The sequence below is a fragment of the Micromonospora sp. NPDC047644 genome (assembly GCF_040704315.1).
Lineage (GTDB): Bacteria > Actinomycetota > Actinomycetes > Mycobacteriales > Micromonosporaceae > Micromonospora.
On sequence record NZ_JBEYSY010000006.1, the window covers coordinates 117,350 to 140,204 of the forward strand.

Annotated in this window: 16 protein-coding genes and 1 pseudogene; 6 read left to right on the top strand and 11 right to left on the bottom strand. The window is 71.5% G+C overall.

From position 1 onward, the window contains the following. Positions 1-12: 12 nt before the first annotated feature. The 3 genes from AB0877_RS11700 to AB0877_RS11710 form a co-directional block, all read right to left on the bottom strand. Positions 13-261, bottom strand: coding sequence for a phosphopantetheine-binding protein (locus AB0877_RS11700; protein WP_366608527.1), 249 nt, complete (start codon positions 259-261; stop codon positions 13-15). Between the two features lie 94 nt (positions 262-355). Further along, positions 356-3,601, bottom strand: coding sequence for a BTAD domain-containing putative transcriptional regulator (locus tag AB0877_RS11705; RefSeq protein ID WP_366608528.1), 3,246 nt, complete (start codon positions 3,599-3,601; stop codon positions 356-358). 52 nt (positions 3,602-3,653) lie between these two features. Then, entirely contained in the window at positions 3,654-4,655 is a 1,002-nt protein-coding gene (locus AB0877_RS11710) for a methyltransferase (protein WP_366608529.1), read from the bottom strand. A 174-nt stretch (positions 4,656-4,829) separates the two neighbouring features. Here AB0877_RS11710 and AB0877_RS11715 point away from each other — a divergent pair, with 174 nt between their 5' ends. After that, complete coding sequence (locus tag AB0877_RS11715) at positions 4,830-6,371, top strand: 4-hydroxyphenylacetate 3-hydroxylase N-terminal domain-containing protein (protein WP_366608530.1); 1,542 nt, start codon at positions 4,830-4,832, stop codon at positions 6,369-6,371. A gap of 311 nt (positions 6,372-6,682) precedes the next feature. On the opposite strand, the pseudogene AB0877_RS11720 reads toward AB0877_RS11715, so the two are convergent. Continuing rightward, positions 6,683-8,584 (bottom strand): annotated as a pseudogene (locus tag AB0877_RS11720) (KedN5 family methylcobalamin-dependent radical SAM C-methyltransferase); the annotation flags it as partial. A 204-nt stretch (positions 8,585-8,788) separates the two neighbouring features. Beyond that, positions 8,789-10,390: an FAD-binding protein gene (locus AB0877_RS11725; protein ID WP_366608531.1), complete on the bottom strand. Its 1,602-nt coding sequence runs from the start codon at positions 10,388-10,390 to the stop codon at positions 8,789-8,791. 312 nt (positions 10,391-10,702) lie between these two features. Here AB0877_RS11725 and AB0877_RS11730 point away from each other — a divergent pair, with 312 nt between their 5' ends. Genes AB0877_RS11730 through AB0877_RS11750 form a run of 5 tightly spaced genes read left to right on the top strand, consistent with a single transcriptional unit; the run spans position 10,703 to position 16,400 of the window. Continuing rightward, complete coding sequence (locus tag AB0877_RS11730) at positions 10,703-11,689, top strand: Gfo/Idh/MocA family oxidoreductase (protein WP_366608532.1); 987 nt, start codon at positions 10,703-10,705, stop codon at positions 11,687-11,689. After that, entirely contained in the window at positions 11,686-12,615 is a 930-nt protein-coding gene (locus AB0877_RS11735) for an NAD(P)-dependent oxidoreductase (RefSeq protein ID WP_366608533.1), read from the top strand. Before AB0877_RS11730 ends, AB0877_RS11735 begins: the two co-directional genes overlap by 4 nt. Further along, positions 12,612-13,922, top strand: a complete 1,311-nt coding sequence (rfbH, locus tag AB0877_RS11740; protein WP_366608534.1) for a lipopolysaccharide biosynthesis protein RfbH — start codon at positions 12,612-12,614, stop codon at positions 13,920-13,922. The genes AB0877_RS11735 and rfbH overlap by 4 nt, the downstream gene beginning before the upstream one ends. 40 nt (positions 13,923-13,962) lie before the next feature. Beyond that, positions 13,963-15,024: a glucose-1-phosphate thymidylyltransferase gene (locus AB0877_RS11745; RefSeq protein WP_366608535.1), complete on the top strand. Its 1,062-nt coding sequence runs from the start codon at positions 13,963-13,965 to the stop codon at positions 15,022-15,024. After that, positions 15,021-16,400 carry an NDP-hexose 2,3-dehydratase family protein gene (locus AB0877_RS11750; RefSeq protein ID WP_366608536.1) on the top strand — a complete coding sequence of 460 codons (1,380 nt, stop codon included), beginning with the start codon at positions 15,021-15,023 and terminating at the stop codon, positions 16,398-16,400. The genes AB0877_RS11745 and AB0877_RS11750 overlap by 4 nt, the downstream gene beginning before the upstream one ends. A gap of 51 nt (positions 16,401-16,451) precedes the next feature. On the opposite strand, the gene AB0877_RS11755 is transcribed toward AB0877_RS11750, so the two are convergent. The 6 genes from AB0877_RS11755 to AB0877_RS11780 are packed head-to-tail and all read right to left on the bottom strand — an operon-like array spanning position 16,452 to position 22,853. Then, entirely contained in the window at positions 16,452-17,603 is a 1,152-nt protein-coding gene (locus AB0877_RS11755) for an epoxide hydrolase family protein (protein ID WP_366608537.1), read from the bottom strand. 34 nt (positions 17,604-17,637) lie between these two features. Then, the gene (locus tag AB0877_RS11760; RefSeq protein WP_366608538.1) at positions 17,638-18,894 is read right to left on the bottom strand and encodes a cytochrome P450; all 1,257 of its coding nucleotides are present in this window, start codon (positions 18,892-18,894) and stop codon (positions 17,638-17,640) included. Then, on the bottom strand, positions 18,891-20,486 hold the full coding sequence (locus AB0877_RS11765) for an AMP-binding protein (protein ID WP_366608539.1): 1,596 nt from the start codon (positions 20,484-20,486) through the stop codon (positions 18,891-18,893). Before AB0877_RS11765 ends, AB0877_RS11760 begins: the two co-directional genes overlap by 4 nt. 8 nt (positions 20,487-20,494) lie before the next feature. Then, on the bottom strand, positions 20,495-21,235 hold the full coding sequence (locus tag AB0877_RS11770; protein WP_366608540.1) for a class II aldolase/adducin family protein: 741 nt from the start codon (positions 21,233-21,235) through the stop codon (positions 20,495-20,497). Further along, positions 21,232-21,921, bottom strand: a complete 690-nt coding sequence (locus AB0877_RS11775) for a DsbA family protein (protein WP_366608541.1) — start codon at positions 21,919-21,921, stop codon at positions 21,232-21,234. Before AB0877_RS11775 ends, AB0877_RS11770 begins: the two co-directional genes overlap by 4 nt. Then, entirely contained in the window at positions 21,918-22,853 is a 936-nt protein-coding gene (locus AB0877_RS11780; protein WP_366608542.1) for a thioesterase, read from the bottom strand. Before AB0877_RS11780 ends, AB0877_RS11775 begins: the two co-directional genes overlap by 4 nt. Positions 22,854-22,855 lie beyond the last annotated feature (2 nt).

The following is a 22,855-nucleotide window of genomic DNA, read 5'->3' on the forward strand; positions in this document are numbered from 1 at the left end:
GAGCCGCTCGGGTCAGCGTCGTTGGGCACACGCGAGGACCACCCGGGTGAAGGCGGCGCGTGTCGGATCCTTGAACAATTCCTCGACGGGTACGTCGATGCCGGTCCGGTCACTTATCCGCGCGACGATGCGAAAAGCCGCTATCGACTGTCCGTTCAATTCGAAGAATGTGGCGTCGGGCGGGCCGGCCGCAGTGTCGAGAACGTCCTCCCAGATCGCCGTGACGTGCTTCTCGAGATCGCTGCGCGATTGTTCTGACATTCGGATCCCCTCGGCCGGGAATTCACTGTCTCGCGAGCTGAAGCATCACACGGGTGCGACCCGGTGTTCATCTCCTGCGTTGCGCAGACTCGCGTCAGCGCCGGGCCATCGACCGGTCGTCACGCAGCAGGTCGTCGATCGGCGCGCCGGCCCCCGCCGCGCGCTCGGCGACCAGTTGGGTCGGCCCCAGATCGGCGGCCAGAAGCCCGGCGACGCGTCGCGCGTCGTGCCGGTCCGCCTCCGGTGACGGCAGTCCCGCCGCGTCGCGCGCGGCGTCGGCCGCCCCCAGCAGTCGGGCCGCCCGCACCGGGTCACCCGCCAGCCGGTACGCCCCGGCGAGCCCTTCCAGGGCGAGCGCCACCGCCCGCGGGTCACCGCTGTCGGAAGCCGCGGCGAAGCCCTCCCGGTGCCGGTGCAGCGCGTCGTCGGCCGCACCGCGCTGCTCGGCGACGAAGCCGAGCTCCGCGCCGACCGCGGCCACGCCGGCATGCCAGCCGGCCTGCCGGTTCCACTCCAGCCACCGGTGCAGCAGCCGCTCGGCGGCGTCCCAACTGCCCTGCCGGCGCGCCGTGATCGCCAGTCCCAGGTCGGCGAACTGCTCCAGGGCCAGATTGGACTGTTCCGCGGCCATGCGCCGGGCCTGGGCGTGCAGGTCGGCGGCGGCGGCGTGGTCGCCGGCGTCCAGCGCGATCCGTCCCAGTTCGTTCAGCTGGTACGACACCTCCGGCCACAGGCCCAGCTCGCGGGCGATGCGGAGGGCGTCGCGGTGCAGCCGCGCAGCGCGGTCACCGTCCCCGGTCATCCGGGCCAGCGCGGCCAGCGGGTTGGTGGCCTGCAGGACTCCCCAGTGGTCGCCGAGGTCGCGGAACTCCTCCAGACTCCGCTCCGCGTCGCGGCGCAGCGCGGCGACGTCTCCGCGCAGCAGCGCCGTCCAGGCCAGGCTACTCAGCGTGGCCGCCGCCCCCCAGCGGTCACCGAGGCTACGAAAGTCCGACAGCACCCCGTCCAACCGGCCGTCGCCGGGCCGGGCGGTGACATCCTCGGGCAGCGCCGAGGCGAGCAACCAGCGGGCCCGCGCCACGGCGTGCGGGTCGGCACCGGCCAGACCCTCGGCCTCCGCCCGGCACAGCAGGTCGTGTGGGTCGTCGCCGCCGAGCGCGGCCATGCCCGCCTCCCAGAGCAGCGCCAGAGCCCGCCGGCCGGCCGGCGCCTCGCCCGGCACCCCGGCCGCCGCCGCCAGCGCACGACGGCCCTCGCCCAACTGGCCGCGCAGTACCCAGTACCAGGCGCAGGCGCAGGCCAGCCGGAGGGCGAGCACCGCCTCACCACGCTCGATCGCCGCGGCCAGGGCCGCCCGCAGGTTGGCCTGTTCGGCATCCAACCGGCGCAGCCACCGCCGCTGGGCGGGGCCACGCAGATTCTGGTCCGCCTCCTCGGCGAGGGCGGCCTGGCAGGTGCCGTGCCGCAGCCGCACCGCCTCGTCCTCGCCGGACTCCCGCAGCCGCTCGGCGCAGTACGCCCCCACCGACTCGAGCATCCTGTACCGCACCCCGTCGGCGTTCTCCACGAGCGTGACCAGTGAGCAGTCCACCAGTCGCCCGAGCAGGTACGCCACGTCGGCACGGGACACTCCGCCGGCGGCGGGCGGATCCGCGCACACCTCCTCGGCCGATGACAACGCGCAGCCGTCGGTGAACACCGACAGCCGTCGCAGCACGGCCTGCTCGTCCGCGCCGATCAGGGCCCAGCTCCAGTCGATCATGGTGCGCAGCGTGGCGTGGTGGGCCGGGCCGCCGCGCCGGTGGGCGGCCAGCAGTCGGAACCGGTCGTCGAGGCGGGCGGCCAGTTCGGTGATCCCCATCGTGCGCACCCGGGTGGCGGCCAGTTCCAGGGCCAGCGGTATGCCGTCGAGCCGCCGGCAGACGGTGGCCACCGCGGCCGCGTTCTCGTCGTCGGGGGCGAAGCCGGGCTCGGAGGCGGCCGCCCGCGCCAGGAAGAGCTCCCCGGCGCTGGACCGGCGCAGTTGCGCGACCGTCGCCGTACCCGCCTCCGGCAGCGCCAGGGGCGGCACCGGCACCAGAGCCTCGCCGGGCACCCCCAGCGACTCCCGACTGGTGGCAAGAATGCGCAGGTCAGGGCAGGCATCCAGCAGTTCACGGCCGAGCTCCGCGACATCGTCGACGACGTGCTCGCAATTGTCCAGCACCAGCAGCAGACGCCGACCCCGTAGGGCCGCCACCAGTCGGTCGACACCGCCGGCGCTGCCCGAGCGACCGTCGTCCCGCAGCCCGAGCGTGCCGGCGACGGCGTCGATCACGGCGGACGGCCCCCGCCCGCCGGCCGGGCGCGGCACGGTGCTGAACTCGACCATCCACGCGCCGGCCGGCACCCCGGGTGCGATCCGCGCGGCGACGGCCACCGCGAGCCGGGTCTTGCCGACACCGCCCGGACCGGTCAGGGTGACCAGGCGGCCGGCCTCCAGCAGTCGGGCCGCGTCGGCGACCGCGGCGTCGCGGCCGATCAGCCCGGTCAGCGGGGCCGGCAGGTTGCCCCGTTCCGGTTCGATCGGCGCCGGCGTCGTGGCCAGGCCGGTGAGCGCCGGGTCCTGGCGGAGCAGGGCGCGGTGCAGGGCGACCAGCTCGGGCCCCGGGTCGAGCCCCAGCTCGTCGCGCATGCGCTCGCCGAAGACCCGGAACTCGTCGAGCGCCTCGGCCTGCCGGCCGCACTGGTACAGCGCCCGCATCCGCGCCGCGCGGAAACGCTCGCGCAGCGGATGGCGTTCCACCAGGTCGCCGAGGTCGGCCAGCACGTCGGCGTGTCGACCCAGGTCGAGTGCTGTCTCGGCCCACTCCTCCTGGGCGATCAGCCGGGCCTCCGACCAGCGCGTGACAGCCGGGCGGACGAACGCCTCGTCCGGGAAATCGGCGAGCGCGGGGCCGCGCCACAGCGCCAGGGCGTCGGTCAGCAGCGCCATCCTGTCCCGGGGGTGGGCGGCGCGGCGGGCTCGGCCCACCAGCTCGGTGAACAGGCCGACGTCCACCGCGTCGTCGCCGGCCGTGAGGGCGTACCCGGCCGGGGAATGCGTGACCAGATCGCGTGCCCCCGGCTCGGCGTCGTCCAGTGCGCGCCTGAGCTGCGACATCTTGCTGCGGAGCACGCTGGCCGGGTTGGCCGGCAGCCGGTCGCCCCAGAGGTCGTCGATGAGCCGGTGCGCCGCCACCGGCCGACCGCCGTGGACCAGCAGGTCGGCCAGCAGCGCGCGGACCTTGAGCTCCGGGATGCGCACCGGCTTGCCGTCGGCGGTCCAGACCTCGAGCGGACCGAGCATCCCGAAGCGCATGCGGCACAGGGTATCCCACCCGGTGGCGCGACACCTGCGACGGAATGGCAGGTCAGCCTGCCGCGCGCAGCTCCACGATGGAGAACGAGCCGGCCGGGTGGACGGCCACGCCGTGCAGCCCGACGGATGCCGCGAGGGCGGTCAGATCGGCGGCGGTCCGTTCCCGACCACCGCAGGCGGTCAGCATGCGTAGGTCCATCCCGGTGTGGGTGGCCTCCCCGCCGGGCCCGGTCTGCTCGACCACCAGCACCGCGCCGGTCGGCCCGGCCGCCTCCGCGCACCGGCGCAGGATCTCCCGCGCGGGGTCGTCCGCCCAGTTGTGCAGCACGAACGACAGCACGTACCCGCCGGCGCCGGCCGGCAGCGGGTCGAAGAAGCTGCCGGCCACCACGTCCAGGCGGTCCCCCAGGTCCGACTCCGCGACCGACTTGCGGGCGGCCTCGCAGTTGTCCGGCATCTCGAGCACCGTGCCACGCAGCGTCGGGTAGGCGTTGAGCAGCCCGATCAGCAGCGCGCCGTTGCCGCCGCCGACGTCGACGACCCAGCCCAGCGGACCCCAGTCCATGCCTTCGACGATCTCCGGAGACCGTGACTCCAGGTCGCTGGTGAGCCGGTTGAAGTTCGCGGCCCGTTCCGGGTCGGCGGCCCAGTCCTCCCAGAAGGAGCGACCGAACTGGACCGGGAAACCGGCCTCGCCCGTCCGCACGCTGTGCAGCAACTGCACGAACGACAGTTCGGCCCGGCCGACGGAGCCTTCGATGTCCAGCCGGGCGCGGGCCTTCGACGGGTGGTCCTCCCGCAGCACCGCGCCCAGCGGGGTCAGCGAGTACCGCCCGCCGCTCTCCCGGGTCAGCAGGCCCCGAACGGCCAGGTACCGCATGACCCGCTCCAGCGCGTCGGCGTCCACCCCCTCGACCCTCGCGATCGCCTCAGCGGTGTCGGCCCCGCCGTCGACGTGGTCGGCCAGGCGCAACGTCGCCGCCGTCCGGATCGCCATCGGCGTGCCGAGCCCCGCCATGGACCAGATCTTGGCGCTCATCTCGTCCCGTGCCACCGTGCCCCCTCGTGGGTCGTGTGAATCTCGTCATCGCCCGCTCACGCTCGCATTCCTTGCGTGGCGGCGGCATCTCCTGAATTGCCGTTCCGCTTCCGTTTCCTTGTCGCGCCACCGAGCCGGCTGGCACGCTCCATGAATATCCGCACCGCCACGCCGAGGAGCTGATTGCCGATGCCGAGCGCAGAATCCACGACGGAGACGCCGGAGGCGCAACCGTCCGGACTACGGCCATTTACCGGTGCCGAATATCTGGAAAGTCTGCGCGACGGTCGGGAGATCTGGCTGTACGGCGAGCGAATCAAGGACGTCACCGAGCATCCGGCCTTCCGCAACAATGCCCGGACCATCGCGAACATGTACGACGCGCTCTGGGAATCGCCGGACCGCGACGTGCTGACCGTCGGAACCGACACCGGCAACGGTGGCTTCACCCATCCGTTCTTCCGGGCCCCGGTCGACGCGGCCGACCTGCGCCACTCGCGCGACGCCATCGCGGCCTGGCAGCGACGGTGCTACGGCTGGCTCGGCCGCTCGCCCGACTACAAGGCGTCGTTCCTCGCCACCCTGGGCGCCAAGGCCGACTTCTACGCCCCGTTCGGTGACAACGCCCGGCGCTGGTACAGGGAGTGTCAGGAGCGCGTGCTGCACGTCAACCACGCGCTCGTGCACCCGCCGGTGGACCGCCACCTGCGCCCCGAGCAGGTGGCCGACGTGTACGTGCACGTGGACCGGGAGACCGACGCGGGGCTCGTGGTGAGCGGGGCGAAGGTGGTGGCAACCGGGTCCGCGCTGACCAACTACAACTTCATCGCCCACCACGGGCTCCGGATCAAGGAGAAGCAGTTCGGGGTCGTGTTCATGGCGCCGATGAACGTCCCCGGGGTGAAGCTGCTCTGCCGCACCTCGTACGAGATGACGGCGGCCCGCACCGCCAGCCCGTTCGACTATCCCCTGTCGAGCCGGATGGACGAGAACGACGCGGTCATCGTGTTCGACCAGGCCCTGATCCCGTGGGAGAACGTCTTCGTCTACGGCGACCTGGAGAAGGCGAACACGTTCTTCCACGACTCCGGCTTCATGCCGCGGTTCTCCCTGCACGGCGCCACCCGGCTGGCGGTCAAGTTCGACTTCATCTGCGGGCTGCTGATGAAGGCCGTGGAGATCAACGGCACCGACGAGTTCCGGCAGGTACAGGGCAACATCGGCGAGCTGATGGTCTGGCGGCATCTGATGTGGGCGCTGTCCGACGCCATGATCGAGCGGTGCCGGCCGTGGGCCGACGGCTACGTCCAGCCCAACGAGGAGTACGCGCTGACGTACCGGACCCTCGCCCCGATGGCGTACGGCAAGATGCGCGAGATCGTCCAGCACACCGCAGGCAGTGGGCTGATCTACCTGAACTCGGGTGTCGCCGACTTCCACAACCCGGAGGTCCGCCCGTACCTGGACCGGTACCTGCGCGGCTCGCACGGCACCGACGCCGAGCAGCGGGTGAAGGTGATGAAGCTGCTCTGGGACGCGGTGGGCACGGAGTTCGGCGGGCGTCAGGAGCTGTACGAGCGCAACCACGCCGGCAACCCGGACGACAACCGGGCCCAGGTGCTACGCCGTGGCAGCCAGGCCGGCGTCACCGACGACATGATCTCCCTGGTCGAGCAGTGCCTGTCCGAGTACGACCTGAACGGCTGGACGGCGCCGCACCTGGCGACGTAGTCGCCGGCGGCGATCGCCGCGGACCCTGAGCCGGCGTGGGCGCTCGTCGAGCGTCCACGCCTCAGTCTGCCCGCGACCGGCCCGCCGGCGCGACATGCCAGGGCCCGGCGCCTCGCACTGAGGCGCCGGGCCCGCGGCATGTCTCAGGAACAGCCGCCCTTGTCCGCCTTGAGCATCCCGAGCGTGGTCCGCCCGTCCGGAGTCGGCGAGCCGGCCTCCGCGGACCGCGACGCCGAGCTGGCCTCGAACTCCGCCTCGCTCAGGCCCTCGGCACTCCCCCGCGCGTTGTCGTGGACCTCCGCCGCGGTCATCCCCATGAAGTGCACGACGATCTCGTGGTTGGTCGAGGTGACCGCCGACTCCGATCCGGTGCGGTAGTACAGGTCGACGGTGACGTCCACCGGCGACAGGTCCGGCTCCTCGCCGCGCCGGATGGCCGCGACGATGGCCGGCACGTCGTAGCGGAGCCGTACGCCGCTGCGCAGGTAGTACTCCTCGTCGCGAACCAGCACCACCGGCAGGTCCTCACCGACCGGCTGGTCGGCGGGGCGGTAGACCGGCTGGGTGAGCAGGTCGTACCGGAACACCTCGTCCAGCACCGGCGCCGCCTCGGCGGGCACCAGCGGCCGGATCGCCTCGTCCCACCAGCGGTGCAGCATCCGCTCCGCGTCCGGGTCGGTGTAGAGGTAGGTGATCGCCGCCCCGAACGCGCCGGTTCCGCCGACGGCGGTCGCGGCGTACCCCCGCAGTGGCGCGGCCGCCGGGTCGTCCGTGGTGCTGATCCAGGTGTCCAGGTGGCGCAGCACCTGGGACTGGGTGATGCCGGCGAGGTGCCGCAGCGCCGGCCAGATCCAGCGCAGGACCGCGTTCTCCGCCACCACCCGCGCCATGAAGAGGAACCGCTGCATCTGTTGGTTCTCGGCGAAGGTCATGGTGTTGTGGGCGAGCACGTACTCGAAGTCGTCGGTGTCACCGCGGACGGCCTTGATGCCGTACTGCTCCTTCTTCTCCATGTAGTCGGTGTTGGGCAACAGCAGGATCGGGTAGACCGCGATCCGCGACACCCGGCGCGACAGCCGGTCGTACCCGTCCATGAAGGACTGCACCGTCTCGCCCGGTGCGCCCCAGATCAGCTCGGCGTAACAGTCGAGCCCCTCCTCGTCCAGCCAGGCGGCGAGATCCTCCCATTCGTTGACCTTCATGTTGCGCCGGTTCATGGTGTCCAGTGCGGTGTCGCTGAGCGTCTGCAGCGCGAGCGTGAAGGAGCTCCGCATGCCGGCTTCCTTCATCATCTTGACGATGCGGAAGAACGTCTTCGACTTGTTCTTCGCCCAGGACGTCTCCAGCGCGCGCGGGAAGCCGAGCCGGTCCCGGGTCTCGATGAGCATCTCGACGAACTCCACGTCACCGGGCAGGAGCCCGAAGTTGGCGTCGCAGGCGACCACGGTGTGCACCTTGAGCCGGCCGAACATCTCCAGCTCGGCGCGCATCCGCTCCGGCGAGAACGCCCGGACCTTCTGCCCGACGGCGCCGCCCCAGTAGCAGAACGCGCACTTGTACGGGCAGCCCCGGTTGGTCTCCATCAGCGCCACGTCGTACCGGAAGTTGCCGTCGGCGTCGGTCATCTCCAGCGCCCCGGTCAGGAACGGCGACGGGATGATCTCAAGGTCCTCGATCCGGTCCCGGCCGACGTTGTGGCAGGTGGCGCCGTCGGATTCGCGGAACGACACACCGGCCACCGCGTGCAGCGCGTGCTTGTCCACCCCGTCGAGGTAGCAGTTGAGCAGATCGCGGAACGTCAGCTCGCCCTCCCCGTTGACCACGATGTCGACCTCGGGGAACATCCGGAACACCCGGTCGGCCTGCTCGGCCACGTGGGTGCCGCCGAAGACGACCCAGCCGTCCGGGTTGAGCTGTTTGAACGTCGCGGCCAGTGATCCGAAGGACCGGTAGTTCCAACCCAGCACGCTGAACGCGAGAACGTCCGGCGGCCCGTCGCTGAACAGGGCGTTGGCCATGGTGGCGTTGGTGGTGCCGCCGCGGAAGTTGTGGATGCTGATGTCGCAGGCGTCGCGGATCCGGTCGTCGGCCAGGGCCGTCGACTTCAGGTAGCCCGATGCCAGCGGCATCGACTCCAGCGGCATCTCCCAGACACCCTGTTGCACCAGGAACACCTTGGTGGTGGCGTTCGCATTGTCGTCCGGGCTCGTCATGTCGGTCCTCCGTTTGCTGATCGGATCGGGTCGGCCGGGACTCGGGTCGTCCCGGCTGTCCGGCAAGGACCGCCACCTCTTCCGTCACACCGTCGTCAGGGCAGGACGCAACCGGCCCCACACCCGTGATGTCGACGGGCGTGGGGCCGCTTCGCGACCGGCTGTGTCAGCGGTCGGCGGGCAAGACCTGGACGAACCGCCCGGTCAGGCGGGCTCGATGGACATGGCGTGCTGGAAGGTGTTCAACGGGTCGTACTTCTTCTTGATCCGCTGAAGCTTCGGGTAGCTGTCCTTGTAGTAGAGGTCGTGCCAGGGCACCCCTGACGTGTTCCACGCCGGGTCCTTGGTGTCCTTGCTGGGGTAGTTGATGTAGCAGCCGTCGTACTGGTCGTTCGGGACCGGCACCCCGCCGGTGGCGGCGTGCACGTCCCGGTAGAGCCGGCGGGTCCACTCCACGGCCTCCGCGTCGGCATTCGGATCGGCCCACGTGGAGTCGATCCAGAAGCGCAGGATGGAGTCGCGCTGCGGCACCGCGGTGGCGTCCGACGCGACCGCGTTGACCTGCCCGCCGTAGGCACCGAGATAGACCAGGCAGGAGTTCTTGGCGTCCGGGTCCGTCAGTGCTCCGTAGACGATGTCGATCTGGTGGTCGGTGAGCGGCTTGCGCAGGTTGCTGCCCGCCGACTTGGTTCGGGCGCCGAGCGAACGGGGGTACTCGAACAACGCGTTGACGAGCCAGAGTTCCTCGTTCGTCTCGACGTAGCCCTGCACGGACACGCCCTCGGAGACAGCGGCGACGTAGTCCTCCACCATCTGGCGGGCATTGGGCGCGGTGGCGTCCATCCGGCACTCGAGGTAGAGCGCGTAGTCCCTCTTCATGTTGAGATGCAGGGCGCTGTGCATGGCGACGTACGGCGAGTCCGGCCCGCTGTTGGCGGCGTGCCAGGCGCCGTGGTTCTGCACCAGCCGCTTGAAGTCCGCCTGGCTCAGCGACTCCCATGGCCAGGTCACCCAGGTCATCAGGAGCCGTGCCGGCGGCCGTGGCAGTGCCTTGGTCGGGTTGTTTCCGGTGGCCCGCGGGTCGCGGAACCAGTACCGGGTGACGACGCCGAAGTTGCCGCCGCCACCACCGGTGTGCGCCCACCACAGGTCGCGGTTCGGGTCGTCGGGGCGGCGCGTGGCGACGACGATGCGGGCCTTGCCCTTGGCGTCGACGGTCACCACCTCGACCGCGTACAGGTGGTCGGAGATGAGACCGTACCGCCGCGACAGCGGCCCGTATCCCCCGCCGGCGGTGTGTCCGCCGATGCCCACCGGTGGGCACACCCCACCAGGGACGGTCACACCCCAGCCCAGGTAGAGCGCTTTGTACGCCTGCGCGAGCGTGCTGCCCGCGCCGACCGAGAAGGCGTTCATCTTGGCGTCCCAGGAGACGTGGTGCATCGGGGACACGTCGATGAGCATGTCGAAGCGCGGGTCGGCGACCAACGCCTCGAGGCAGTGCCCGCCGCTGCGGACGGTGAACGTGCGGCCCTCCTTGACCGCCTTCTGCACCGCCTCCTGAACCTGGCCGGCCGAGTAGGCCAGCACGATCGAATCCGGGGAGAAGACGAAACGCGCGTTGAACCCGCGCGTCAGCAGTTCGGGGTAACGCGGGTCGTCCGGACGCACCACCACATTCGGCAAGGCCGCCCCACCGCTGTGACCGACGGCCTGCGCAGCGCCGGGCTGCAGGACCAAGCCGGTGACAGCAGCGCCGGAGACAGCAGCGGCCGAGCCGAGGAACTGCCGGCGCGATGCAACCATGTGAGCACCTACCCATCGGAATAAGTCGACTGATCCGGCTCAGTCTGCTTGCTCTGGCCACTCGCGATCTTCTTCCAGATTGCGGTGCCGCCCGGCGCCCGGACCGGACATCGACAAGCGACGCTGCCTGCGATGACACCACTGTGCCGCAGCCGCGACATCCCGGGCATCTCGCAAGGTGCGCTCAGCGGGCCGACGGCCCGGCTGCGCAACGTGTGAGATGCCGTCCCGGGCGGTGCTCCGCGATGGTGATCGAGTGATTCCCATGCTGTACGTGCGGTTGCGGGTCGCTCTCGTTCTGGGGCGACGCCGATGAACCACGTGCCGGTCCCCGTCGGCCTGGGCGTGCTCGGCTGCGCGGACATCGCGTGGCGCAAGCTGCTGCCGGCGGCCGCGGCCGAACCGGGTCTGCGTACCGTCGCGATCGCCGGACGTGACCCGGCACGCACCGACCGTTTCGCGGCCCGGTTCGGCTGCGCCGCGGTGAACCGGTACGAGGAGCTACTCGAGCGTTCCGACGTGGAGGCGGTCTACCTGCCGCTGCCGATCGGCCTGAGGCACCGGTGGGCGGGCGCGGCGTTGGCCGCCGGCAAGCACGTGCTGGCTGAGAAGCCGATGGTGGGCACCGAGAAGCAGACCGCGGATCTGGTCGCCCAGGCGGCCGAGCGCGGCCTCACCCTGATGGAGAACTCCGCGTTCCTCCTGCACGGCCAGCACGCCGCGGTGCGCCGCGCGTACGACGCCGGCGAGATCGGGGAGCTACGCGCCTTCAGCAGCGTGTTCGGGATTCCGCCGCTGCACAACGGTGACATCCGGTACCGCCCGGACCTGGGCGGCGGGGCGCTGCTCGACGTCGGCTTCTACCCGCTGCGCGCGGCCCGGCACTTCGTCGGCCCGGACCTGCGGGTGGTCGGCGCGGACCTGCGCACCGGACCGTCCGGCGTGGACGTGGCGGGCACCGTGCTGCTGAGCGGGCCGAACCAGGTCGCCGTGCAGGTCGGGTTCGGCTTCGAGCACTTCTACCGCAGCGGGTACGAGCTGTGGGGCAGCACCGGTGAGCTGCGCCTGGAGCGCGCGTTCACCCCACCGCCGGAACACCGGCCGGTGCTCGGGCTGCGGCAGCAGGACCGCCGCGAGTCGCGGACGCTGGCCGCCGAGGACCAGTTCGCCGCGCTGGTCCGCACCTTCGTGGCGGCGGTGGCCGGCGAGCACGACCTGTCCGGACACCACGCCGAGATGCTGGGCCACGCGCGGCTGATCGACACCATCCGCCGGGCGGCCGGCCTGGGCGAGCCGTGACCGGGCGCGCCCTGGTGGTCGGGACGGGTCTGCTGGGCCGGCACGTCCGTGACCGGCTGACCTCGGCGGGCTGGGACGTGGTCGTGGCCGGGCGGCGGTCCGAGGTCACCAGCCGGTCGTTGACCGAGGCGCTCCGCGCGGCGCGACCCGGCGTGGTGGTCAACGCCGCCGGTGAGATCTGGCGGCCGGATCCCGACCGGCTCGCCGCCGCCAACGTCGAACTCGCCGGACTCGTGGTGCGGGCCGTGGCCGAGGCCGGTGTCGACGCCCGGCTGGTGCATCTGGGCTCGTCGCTGGAGTACGCGCCGCAGCCACCGCCGACAGCCCTGACCGAGGACTCCCCGGCAGCGCCGCGCAGCGCGTACGGACGGTCGAAGCTGGCCGGCACCGAGCTGGTACGCCGTCTCGCGGCCCGGCACGGCGTCGAGGCCGTGGTGCTGCGACTGTTCAACGTCATCGGCGCCGGCATGTCACCGGTCAGCGTGCTGGGCCGGACGGTGAACCGTCTGGTGGCGGCGCACCGGACCGGCACGACAGCACACCTGGAGCTGACGGACCTGGCGCAGTACCGCGACTACGTGGACGCGCGCGACGCCGCCGACGCCGTCCTGGCCGCCGGCACGGCACGGCAGATCGCTCCCGGGCTGTTCAACATCGGGTCGGGTGTCACCCGGACCGCGGAGGAACTGGTCCGGGCACTCGCCGAGGTCAGCGGTGTCCCCTACCGACTGGAGCTGCGGCCGGCGCCGACGACCGGCGCACGCTCCGCCGACGGCGACTGGCAGCGGGCCGACACCCGCCGGGCGTACACGGTGCTCGGCTGGTCGGCGCGCCGGGAGCTGCCCGAGACGCTGCTCGGGATCTGGCAGGCCGCCCGGTCCCACCCGTTCCCCGGCAATCCCGCGCAGGAGGCGAGCACACCATGACCCCGGACCTCAAGGCAATGATCCTGGACCTGGTCCGGGCCTATCACAACGAACGCACACCCTCGGACCAGGAGTTCGTTCCGGGCGTCACACCGGTGCTGTCGTCCGGCGCGGTGCTCGAAGCCGAAGACCGGCTGGCGCTGGTCGAGGCGGCGCTGGACATGCGGATCGCCGCGGGGTTCCACGCGCTGCGGTTCGAGCGTTCCTTCGCGCGGTACTTCGGCCTCCGCAAGGCGCACCTGGTCAACTCGGGATCGTCGGCGAACCTGCTCGCCCTGTCCGCGCTACGCGCGTCCGAGCTGAAAGATCGGCGGCTGCGGCCCGGCGACGAGGTCATCACGGTGGCCGCCGGCTTTCCCACCACCGTCAACCCGATCGTGCAGAACGGCCTGATTCCGGTGTTCGTCGACGTGGAACTCGGCACGTACAACACCACGGCGGAGCGGGTGGCCACGGCGATCGGGCCCCGCACCCGCGCCGTCATGATCGCCCACGCGCTCGGCAACCCGTTCGAGGCGGCCGAGATCGCCGACCTGGCCGAGCGGCACGGGCTGTGGCTGATCGAGGACAACTGCGACGCGGTCGGCTCGCTGTACCGCGGGCGGCTCACCGGCACGTTCGGCCACCTCAGCACTGTCAGTTTCTATCCGGCCCACCACATCACCACCGGCGAGGGCGGCTGCGTGCTCACCGACAGCGTGGAACTGGCCCACCTCGTGGAGTCCTTCCGGGACTGGGGGCGCGACTGCTGGTGCGAGCCCGGGGAGGACAACCGCTGCAAGAAGCGGTTCGACTGGCAGCTCGGCACGCTGCCGGCCGGATACGACCACAAGTACACGTTCTCGCAGGTCGGCTACAACCTGAAGGCGACCGACCTGCAGGCGGCGCTCGGGCTGAGCCAGCTGGAGCGGATCCAGGCGTTCGGTGAGGCCCGGCGCAAGAACTGGCAGCGGCTGCGCGAGGAACTCGACGGAGTGCCGGGACTGCTGCTGCCACGTCCCACACCGGGCTCGGATCCGAGCTGGTTCGGGTTCGCGATCACCGTCACGCCGGACGCGCCGTTCGGCCGCGGTGAGCTGCAGCAGCACCTGGAGGAGCGGCAGATCCGTACCCGGCTGCTGTTCAGCGGCAACCTGACCCGGCACCCGGCCTACCGGGACGTCGAGTTCCGGGTCGCCGGTGACCTGTCCAACAGCGACGCGGTGGTGCACGGCACCTTCTGGATCGGCGTCTATCCCGGCATCACCGACGACATGATCCTCCACGTCGGGCGGACCATCCGGGAATTCGTCGCCGGACGCCACTGAACGAGCGTCCACACTTCCTGCAAGGAAAGGAATTCCCACGGTGAAGGCTCTGGTCCTGTCGGGCGGTTCCGGCACGCGATTCCGCCCGCTCAGTCATTCCATGCCGAAACAACTGCTCCCCGTGGCCAATCGACCGGTACTGGAACTGGTGCTGGAAACCGTCAGCGGCCTCGGCGTCACCGAGATCGGGGTGGTGGTCGGTCGGTGGGGGCCCGACATCAGGGCGGCGCTGGGCGACGGCCAGCGTTTCGGCGTACCGATCACGTACCTGCACCAGGACCAGCCGCGCGGGCTGGCGGACTGCGTCAGGCTGGCGCGCTCGTTCCTCGGCGACGACGACTTCGTCATGTACCTCGGCGACAACGTGCTGCCTGACGGTGTCGCCGACATCGCCGCCGACTTCCGCGTGCACCGCCCGGCCGCACAGATCGTGGTGCACAAGGTCAGCGACCCGCAGGAGTTCGGCGTCGCCGAACTCGACCCGCACGGCACCGTGCTGCGCGTGGTGGAGAAGCCGGCCCGGCCGCGCAGCGATCTGGCGATGATCGGCGTCTACTTCTTCACGGCCGCGGTGCACGAGGCGGTGGCCGCGATCGACGCGAGCACCCGCGGGGAGTTGGAGATCACCGACGCGGTCCAGTGGCTCCTCGCGTCCGGCGCGGACGTACGTGCCAGCGTCTACGACGGCTACTGGAAGGACACCGGGCAGGTCGACGACCTGCTCGACTGCAATCGCCGGATGCTGGCCGATCTGACGCCGGGCGTCGCCGGCGACGTCGACCCGGCCAGCATCCTGACCGGGCAGGTCGTCGTCGAGCCCGGCGCCCGGGTGGTGCGCTCCCGCATCGACGGCCCGGCCGTCATCGGGGCGGGAACCCTGGTGGAGGACAGCACGGTGGGTCCGTTCACCGCGGTCGGCCCGGACTGCGCCCTGCGTCGGTGCTCGGTGGCCGACTCGGTGGTGCTCGCCGGCGCCACCATCTCGGCGGTGCCGCCGCTGGCCCGGTCGCTGATCGGGCGTGCCGCGACGGTCAGTGCGGGCGACGGCCTCGCGCACCGGCTGGTGATCGGTGACGACACCCGGATCGAGCTGGCCGCATGAGCGCGCCGGGGGCGGCGCTCCGGCTGCGTCCGCGTGAGGACGACGGGCTGGCGCAACGCCTGGCCCGTTCGGCGGCCGAGACCGAGGCCGGCGCGGCCATCCGTACGGCGGACGTGCCGGGCTGGCTGGCGGAGCGGGCGCGCGCCCAGCGGTTCCGGGTGACGCCGATCCCGTTCGACGAGCTGGACGGTTGGGCGTTCGCCCCGGGCACCGGCAACCTGGCGCACCACAGCGGCCGTTTCTTCACCGTGGAGGGCCTGCACGTGCGCACCGGTGGGTCGCCGCACCTGGAGTGGTGGCAGCCGATCATCAACCAGCCCGAGGTGGGCATCCTGGGCATCGTCGCCACCGAGTTCGACGGCGTCCTGCACTTCCTCCTGCAGGCCAAGGCCGAGCCCGGCAACCCGACACCGGTGCAGCTCTCACCGACGGTTCAGGCCACCCGCAGCAACTACACCGGGGCTCACCGCGGCGCGCCGGTGCGCCACCTGGAGCTCTTCACCGATCCGCATCGCGGCCGGCCGCTCACCGACGTGCTGCAGTCCGAGCACGGGTCCTGGTTCCACCACAAGACGAACCGGAACATGATCGTCGAGACTGGCGCCGCGATCGACGCAGGCCCCGACTTCTGCTGGCTCACCCTCGGTCAGATCGGCCGTCTGATGCAGGTCGACAACCTGGTCAACATGGACACCCGTACGGTTCTGGCCTGCGCGCCGGTGGACTACGGCGATGCGGTGGCCCGGCACGACGACACCGAGGTGCGGTCCTGGTTCACCGCGGAACGCACCCGCCACGACCTCCACGGCCGGCTCGTGCCGCTACGCGGGCTGCCCGGCTGGTCCATCGGCGACCGGACCATCGACCACGTTCCGCCGCGCTACTTCCGGGTGATGGCGGTCTCGGTCGAGGCCGACAACCGCGAGGTGCGCGGCTGGACCCAGCCCCTCTTCGAACCGCTGGAACGAGGGTTGATCGCGTTCCTGACCCGCCGCTTCGGCGGTGTGCCGCATCTGCTCACGCACGCCCGGGTGGAGGCCGGCTTCCACAACACCGTGGAGCTCGGACCGACCGTGCAGTGCACACCCGCGCACCACGGCTCGGGCACCGGGCCGGCATTCCTGGACCTGATCAGGTCGGCGGCACCCGGCCAGATCCGCTACGACGTGGTGCACGCCGAGGAGGGCGGGCGTTTCTACCACGCGGAGAACCGCTGCGTCGTCCTCGAATCCGACGCGGCGCCGGCCGATCCGCCGCCGGGATACCGCTGGCTGACACCGGGGCAGCTGACCGCGCTGCTGCGGCACGGGCACTATGTCAACGTTCAGGCCAGGACGTTGCTGTCCGCCATCACCACCGGCGCTGTCGTCCTCTGACACACACCACGGCCGGCCGGGTTGATCCCGGCCGGCCGTGGCGTTGGTCGGTCAGCGCACCAGACGCACGAACTCCCGGACGTCGTCGACCAGGGGGCCGGGCTGCTCCAGGGCGGCGAAGTGGCCGCCCTGGTCGAACTCGGTCCACCGGGCGATGGTGGGGATGTGCGCCTCGGCGAATCGGCGCACCGGCAGGAAGATGTCCTTCGGGAACACGGCCACACCGACCGGCACAGTGATCGGTGGGGGTGCCGCCCCGGCGGCCGCCGCCTTCACCGCGGCCGCTCCCTCGTAGTAGAACTGCGCCGAGGGCCCGGCGGTGGCGGTGAACCAGTACAGCGACACCAGCGTCAGGATGTCGTCGCGCGACACCGCGTCCTCCGGCACCTTCTCGCTGTCGGTCCACTCCCGGAACTTCTCCACGATCCAGGCGAGCTGCCCGACCGGTGAGTCGGTGAGCGCGTACGCCAGCGTCTGGGGGCGGGTCTGCTGGATCTTCATGTACCCGGACAGGTGCTCGTCGAACTCGCGCAGCCGGCCCAGCCGCGCCATGTCCCGCTCGCTCAGGTCGGCCAGGTCGGCCGGGTCGCCGGACGGGAAGGTCATCAGCATGTTGACGTGCACTCCCGCGCAGTGCGTCGGGTCGATGACGCCGAGCGCCTGGGAGATGACCGATCCGGCGTCACCGCCCTGCGCCACGTACCTGTCGTAGCCGAGCCGGCGCATCAGCTCCGACCAGGCGGAGGCGATCCGCACCACGTCCCAGCCGGTGTCCGGCAGGGACGAGAAGCCGTACCCCGGCAGCGACGGGATCACGACGTGGCACGCGTCGGCCGGGTCGCCACCGTGTGCGCGCGGGTCGGTGAGCGGGCCGATGATCCGGGTGAACTCCGCGAACGAGCCGGGCCAGCCGTGGGTGAGGATCAGCGGCACGGCGTCCGGTTCCGGGCTGCGCACGTGCACGAAGTGGATGCTCGCGCCGTCGATCTCGGTCCGGAACTGGGGCAACTGGTTGAGCCGAGCCTCCGCAGCCCGCCAGTCGAAGGTGGTGGCCCAGTAGTCGGTGAGCTCCTGCAGGTAGGCCAGCGGCACGCCGCGTTCCCAGCCGACGTCGGCGAGCTCGCCGGGCCACCGGGTGGCCGCCAGTCGGCGACGCAGGTCGTCGACGTCGGGTTGGGGGATGTCGATCCGGAACTCTTCCATCGCGCAATTCCCTTCCATAGGCTGAAGCACGCGCTTATCGGATCTGTGCGGGAAAAGACTTCAAGCCGTTCACGAAGTTCGACTCCAACCGGATCTCCGGTCCGGTACGCACCAGCGACGGCAGGTGCGGAAGGATCGCCCGGAGCAGGGCGGTCAGCTCGTGCCGGGCCAGGTGGGCGCCCAGGCAGAAGTGCGGCCCGATGCCGAACGCCAGGTGCGGATTGGGACTGCGGCCGAGGTCGAGCCGGTCCGGCTCGGTGAAGACGGCCGGGTCGCGGTTCGCCGAGGTGTAGTAGAGGACCACCTTGTCGTCGGCCGCGATGGCCTGCCCGGCCAGCTCGGTGTCGCAGGTGGCGGTCCGTCGGAACTGCATGATCGGCGTGACATGGCGAACCAGCTCGTCGACCGCCGCGGCGATGGGCACCGTGCCAGCCACCAGTCGGTCGCGCTGCTCGTGGTCGTCGACCAGGGCCGACAGCGAGCCGGCGATGAGGTGTCGGGTGGTCTCGTTACCGGCGACCACCAACAGCAGCCAGAACATGCAGAATTCGCGGTCGGACAGCCGCCGGCCGTCCACCTCGGCGACGGCGAGCCGGCTGATCAGGTCGGGCTGCGGGTGCGCGCGGCGCTCGGCCGCCAGCTCCAGCGCGTAGGTGAACGCCTCGGCGAACGTCCGCCGGTACGCGTCCACGTCCCCGCCGCCGAACTCGGGATCGTCGAAGCCGACCAGATGGTTGCTCCACCGGTACAGCAGGTGGCGATCGGCGCGGGGGACGCCGAGCAGGTCGCAGAGCACCAGCAACGGCAACTCGGCCGCCAGGTCGGTGACCACGTCCAGCTCGCCGGCGGCCACGACGCGCCGGACCAGTTCGGTGGCGTGTGCCGCGACCCCGTCGGCGAGACCGCCCACCGCCCGGGGCGTGAAGACCGACGTCACCAGGCGGCGGATCTGGACGTGCTGCGGTGCGTCCATGCTGATCAGCAGCTGCCGGGTCTGCCGCAGGTCCGCCGGTGTCCGCGGGTCGACGAGGAAGGCGCCGGCCCGCCCGGACGAGAAGTCGCCGGTGCGCCGCGACGCCTCCTGCACCGCCGCGTGCGTGGTGACCGCCCAGTACCCGCGACCCCGCTCGGTGATCCGGCCGCTCGCGCTGTGCCGGGTCAGGAGCGGCTCGTCGACCCAGGCCACCGGTTCGTCGCGCCGCCGCCGGGCGAACTCGTCGTGCGGCACCCCGTGCGCGTAGGTGGCCGGATGGGCGATGTCCGGCCGGGTGACGCCCGACACGGCGGTCACGGCACCGGCTCCGCGGACGACGTCCGCTCCAGCACCGCATCCGGGTCGTCCGGCGCGGGCGGCGCGATGGCGCGGCGCAGCGCGTCCTTGCGCAACTTGCCGGAGGTGTCCCGCGGCAAGGTGGCCACCACGTGGTACGCCCGAGGTGTCTTGAAACCCGCGAGTGAGCGGCGGCAGTGGGGATCGAGCAGCGCGAACAGGTCAGCCGGCTCGGGCAGAGCCGGTTCGATCACCGCGACCACGTGCTCCCCGAACTCGTGGTCCGGCACGCCGATGACGGCCGCGTCCCGTACCGCCGGATGGGCCAGCAGCACCGCTTCGACCTCCGTGGGATAGACGTTCACGCCCCCGGTGACGATCAGGTCCTGGGCACGGCCGTCGAGGTACAGGAAGCCGGCCTCGTCCAGGTGTCCCAGTTCGCCGTAGGTGAACTTGTCCGCGGACAGATGCACGGCCCGGGTCTTCTCGGGTGCCTTGTGGTACTGGAACGTGCGCCCGGTGAGGCGCCGGACGAACACCCGCCCGGACACACCGGCGGGCACCGGGGCACCCTCCTCGTCGACGACCACGAGTTCGTACGGCGGCACGGCGCGGCCCACGCTGCCCGGCCGGCGCAGCCAGTCGTTCGAGTTGATCAGGCTCACGACGCCGCCCTCGGTGGCGCCGTAGTACTCCAGGAACACCGGCCCCCACCACTCGATCATGGCCCGTTTGACGTCCGGCGGGCACGGCCCGCCGCCGTGCCAGACCCGCCGTAGCGATGCGCCGAAGAAGCCGCGGCGGACGTGCTCCGGCAGCCGGAGCAACCGCACCAGCTGGGTCGGCACCAGATGCGCCGCGGAGATCTGCTCCGCGTCGATGACCGCGAGCGTGGCCTCCGGGTCGAACCGCTCCTGGATGTGCAGCGTGCAGCCGCGCAGCAGGGCGAGCAGCGCGAGGAACAGCTGCGAGGAGTGGTACCAGGGCCCGTCGAGCAGGAACCGCTCGTTCGCCGGGACGTCGAGGACCACGCGGGCGTACTCCAGCAGTTTGGCCACCCGGGTGAACGGCGCTCCGACCACGAACATGCCGTTGAGCACGCCCTTGGGCGCGCCGGTGGTTCCGGACGTGTAGAGCATGGTGGAGCCGCAGACCTGCTCGGCCGGTTCGGCCGGATCCGCGGCGGCCAGCAGAGGCTCCACCGCCCGGAAGCCGGGCACGTCACGGTCGCCGAGCACCAGTCGCGTCGGCACCTCCCCCGTCGCACGGGCGGCGGCCCGACCACTCACCTGCGCGTAGGGCTCCTCGACGATCAGCCCCCGACACTCCGAGTCGGTGATCAGGTAGGCGATCTCCGGCTCGGTCAGGTGCCAGTTCACCGGCACCACGGTGATCCCGCGGTGCAGGCAGGCGAGCAGGATCTCGAACGTCTCCCGGCGGTTGCCGAGCACGCAGGCCACCTGGTCGCCGCGGCCCAGCCCCTCGGCGGCCAGGACGCCCATCCAGCGATGCACCCGCGAACCGAGCTCCGGCCAGCTGGAACGGCCGCTCTTGTCGACCAGGGCTGTGCGGAGTCCGTTCGCGGCGATGAGGTCGTTGATCAACGTCGGCATGGGCGCGTCTACTCCTCGATCAGGTCGGGTTGGGCGCGGATGATGTCGTCGTACAGCGGGGAGAAGTTGAGCCGGCCCATGCCCGGCGTGCCCATCACGGCCGCCGTGGCCCGCGCGGCGTCCGGGCGGATGGGCACCGGCCGTCCGGCCGCCTCGGCGAGCAGTTGCACCTGGCAGCTGCGATCCATGGTGATGAACCACCACGCCGCCTCCTGCACGCTCCCGCCGACGGTGAGCAGGCCGTGGTTGCGCAGGATCACCGCCTTGTTGTCGCCGAGCCGGTCGGCGATGTGCTTCGCCTCCTGCGACTCCAGGACCACGCCCTCGAAGCCGTCATAGACCGAGTGGTCCTCGTAGAAGGCGCAGGCGTCCTGGGTGAGCGGGTCGAGCGGCCGGCCGAGGGTGGACCAGGCCCGCCCGTACGTGGAGTGCGTGTGCGCGGCGGCCACCACGTCCGGCCGGGCGGCGTGTACGTGCGAGTGGATCGCGTACCCGGCCGGGTTCACGCTGCCCTCGCCCGCGACCACCGCGCCGGACTCGTCGACCAGCAGCAGGTCGGCGACCCGCACGTGTCCGAAGTGCATGCCGAACGGGTTGATCCAGAAGTGGTCCGGCTCGATCGGGTCGCGGGCGGTGACGTGTCCGCCGGCGCCGTGGTCGAAGCCGAAGCGGGCGAACAGCCGCAATGTCGCGGCGAGCCGCTGCTTGCGGTAGCGCCGTTCGGCGAGCGGTTCGCGTCGCGTGCTCATCCGCAGCCGCCCGGGGTGTCGAGGTCGTACGGCGGGGTCAGCCGGGCGGACTCGGTGACCACCGGCCGGTCGTCACCCGCCTGCCACACCTCCAGGAAGGCGTCGACCCGTTCCAGCCCCCAGAACCGGTGCCGCCCCAGCTTCAGGTAGGGGATGCCGAAGATGTCGTCGAGGTACGCGCGGTACAGGCAGTCCACGCCCTCCTCCCGGATGCTCGCCGACTCGGCGGCCAGCACGGCCGTCTCCGGAGCGAACCCGGCCTCCTTGGCGGCACGGCGCACCGTGTCGGGCTGGCAGATGTCCTCACCCCGCCCCCAGCGGGCCTGCGTCAGCGCGTCGTAGAACGCCTCGGCCAGACCCTCGCGTCGTGCGGCCAGCCAGGCCAGATGCGGCAGCTCCCACCACGGGTCCCGGTCGATCGGCCAGGCCATGGTCAGGTTCTGGCGTTGGGCCAGGCGTTTGGTGTCGAGCAGCATGTAAAGGTGTTTGGCCCGGCTCATCTGCACGTAGTGGAACTCGCCGCCGCGCGCCGCCAGCGCTGCCGTCGACCGCTCGTCCGGGTCCCAGTACGGCTGCAGGTCCAACCTGGTGAACAGATCCGGTACGGCCTCGCGCAACCGCCGCACGGCGAGCCAGCTGTACGGGCTGCGGAACGAGAAGTACAGCCGCGGCGGCCGGGCGCTCACCGTCGATCTCCTCGCAGCGCCGCGACCACCTCGTCGTCGAGCTCGGCCATGCCGCCCGCGCCGGGTCCGGCGGCGATGGCGTAGCCGTGCAGGATCCGCGCCTGCGCGACCTGCACCAGGCGGTCGCCGCGTTGGACGTGGCAGCGCATCCGTCCGTCGAACAGCGTGCCGCGCAGGATGTCGGTGACGGTGAAGACGGTGTGCACGGTCTCCTCCATCCGCGCGGCCTCGACGAGCTGCAGGTGGCTGCGCGACACCACCGGGATCCAGGACCGCTCGGTCAGCAGGCGGCCGACGGAGATGCCGCGGTCGGCGAGGAACCGGTCCACCACCTCCTCCAGGGCGCGCACGAACCCGGAGTGCTGGACCCGGTCGGAGTAGTGGCAGTAGAAGTACGGCGCCCGCCAGGACCACAGGTGTGCGCCCGGCTCCGCGCCCAGCACGTCCTCGGCGGTCTCACCGGGTGCCAACGACCGGTGGTCCGGGTGGCTCACCGTCGTCGCGGTGGCCAGCTCGGGGACCTCCAGGGCATCGAGCCCGCCGGGCGCGCGACGGTAGGTCTCGGCGGTGCGCTCGCGGACGAGCGCGACCCGCACCCGGCCCCGCAGCGCGGTCACCTCCTGTCCGTCCCGCGTCGACACGAGCCGGACGCTCAGCAGGTTGTCCTTGGCCGCGGTGACCTCGGCCCGCACCTCGTCGTCGAGTTCGAGCACGGCGGGCAGTTGCACGGAGCTCTCCACGATCTCCAGGCCGAGACCGTGCCGCAGGTACAGCTCACCGGCGCCGGCGCCCTGGTCGCGCAGCCAGCGCAGCACGCCCTGCTCGACCAGGTAGAGAAAGTGCTTGAAACCGATCCAGGTACGGATGTTGGCGCCCTCGTACCCCGGTTCGGTGTGCACCACTGTGGGTCTTGGTGTGATCGTCACGGTCATTG

Bases quoted from the DNA above. Each gene is read 5' to 3' on its own strand.
- AB0877_RS11700 (WP_366608527.1), bottom strand. From the start codon at position 261: ATGTCAGAACAATCGCGCAGCGATCTCGAGAAGCACGTCACGGCGATC.
- AB0877_RS11705 (WP_366608528.1), bottom strand. From the start codon at position 3,601: ATGCGCTTCGGGATGCTCGGTCCGCTCGAGGTCTGGACCGCCGACGGC.
- AB0877_RS11715 (WP_366608530.1), top strand. From the start codon at position 4,830: ATGCCGAGCGCAGAATCCACGACGGAGACGCCGGAGGCGCAACCGTCC.
- AB0877_RS11725 (WP_366608531.1), bottom strand. From the start codon at position 10,390: ATGGTTGCATCGCGCCGGCAGTTCCTCGGCTCGGCCGCTGCTGTCTCC.
- AB0877_RS11730 (WP_366608532.1), top strand. From the start codon at position 10,703: ATGAACCACGTGCCGGTCCCCGTCGGCCTGGGCGTGCTCGGCTGCGCG.
- rfbH (WP_366608534.1), top strand. From the start codon at position 12,612: ATGACCCCGGACCTCAAGGCAATGATCCTGGACCTGGTCCGGGCCTAT.
- AB0877_RS11750 (WP_366608536.1), top strand. From the start codon at position 15,021: ATGAGCGCGCCGGGGGCGGCGCTCCGGCTGCGTCCGCGTGAGGACGAC.
- AB0877_RS11755 (WP_366608537.1), bottom strand. From the start codon at position 17,603: ATGGAAGAGTTCCGGATCGACATCCCCCAACCCGACGTCGACGACCTG.
- AB0877_RS11765 (WP_366608539.1), bottom strand. From the start codon at position 20,486: ATGCCGACGTTGATCAACGACCTCATCGCCGCGAACGGACTCCGCACA.
- AB0877_RS11770 (WP_366608540.1), bottom strand. From the start codon at position 21,235: ATGAGCACGCGACGCGAACCGCTCGCCGAACGGCGCTACCGCAAGCAG.
- AB0877_RS11780 (WP_366608542.1), bottom strand. From the start codon at position 22,853: ATGACCGTGACGATCACACCAAGACCCACAGTGGTGCACACCGAACCG.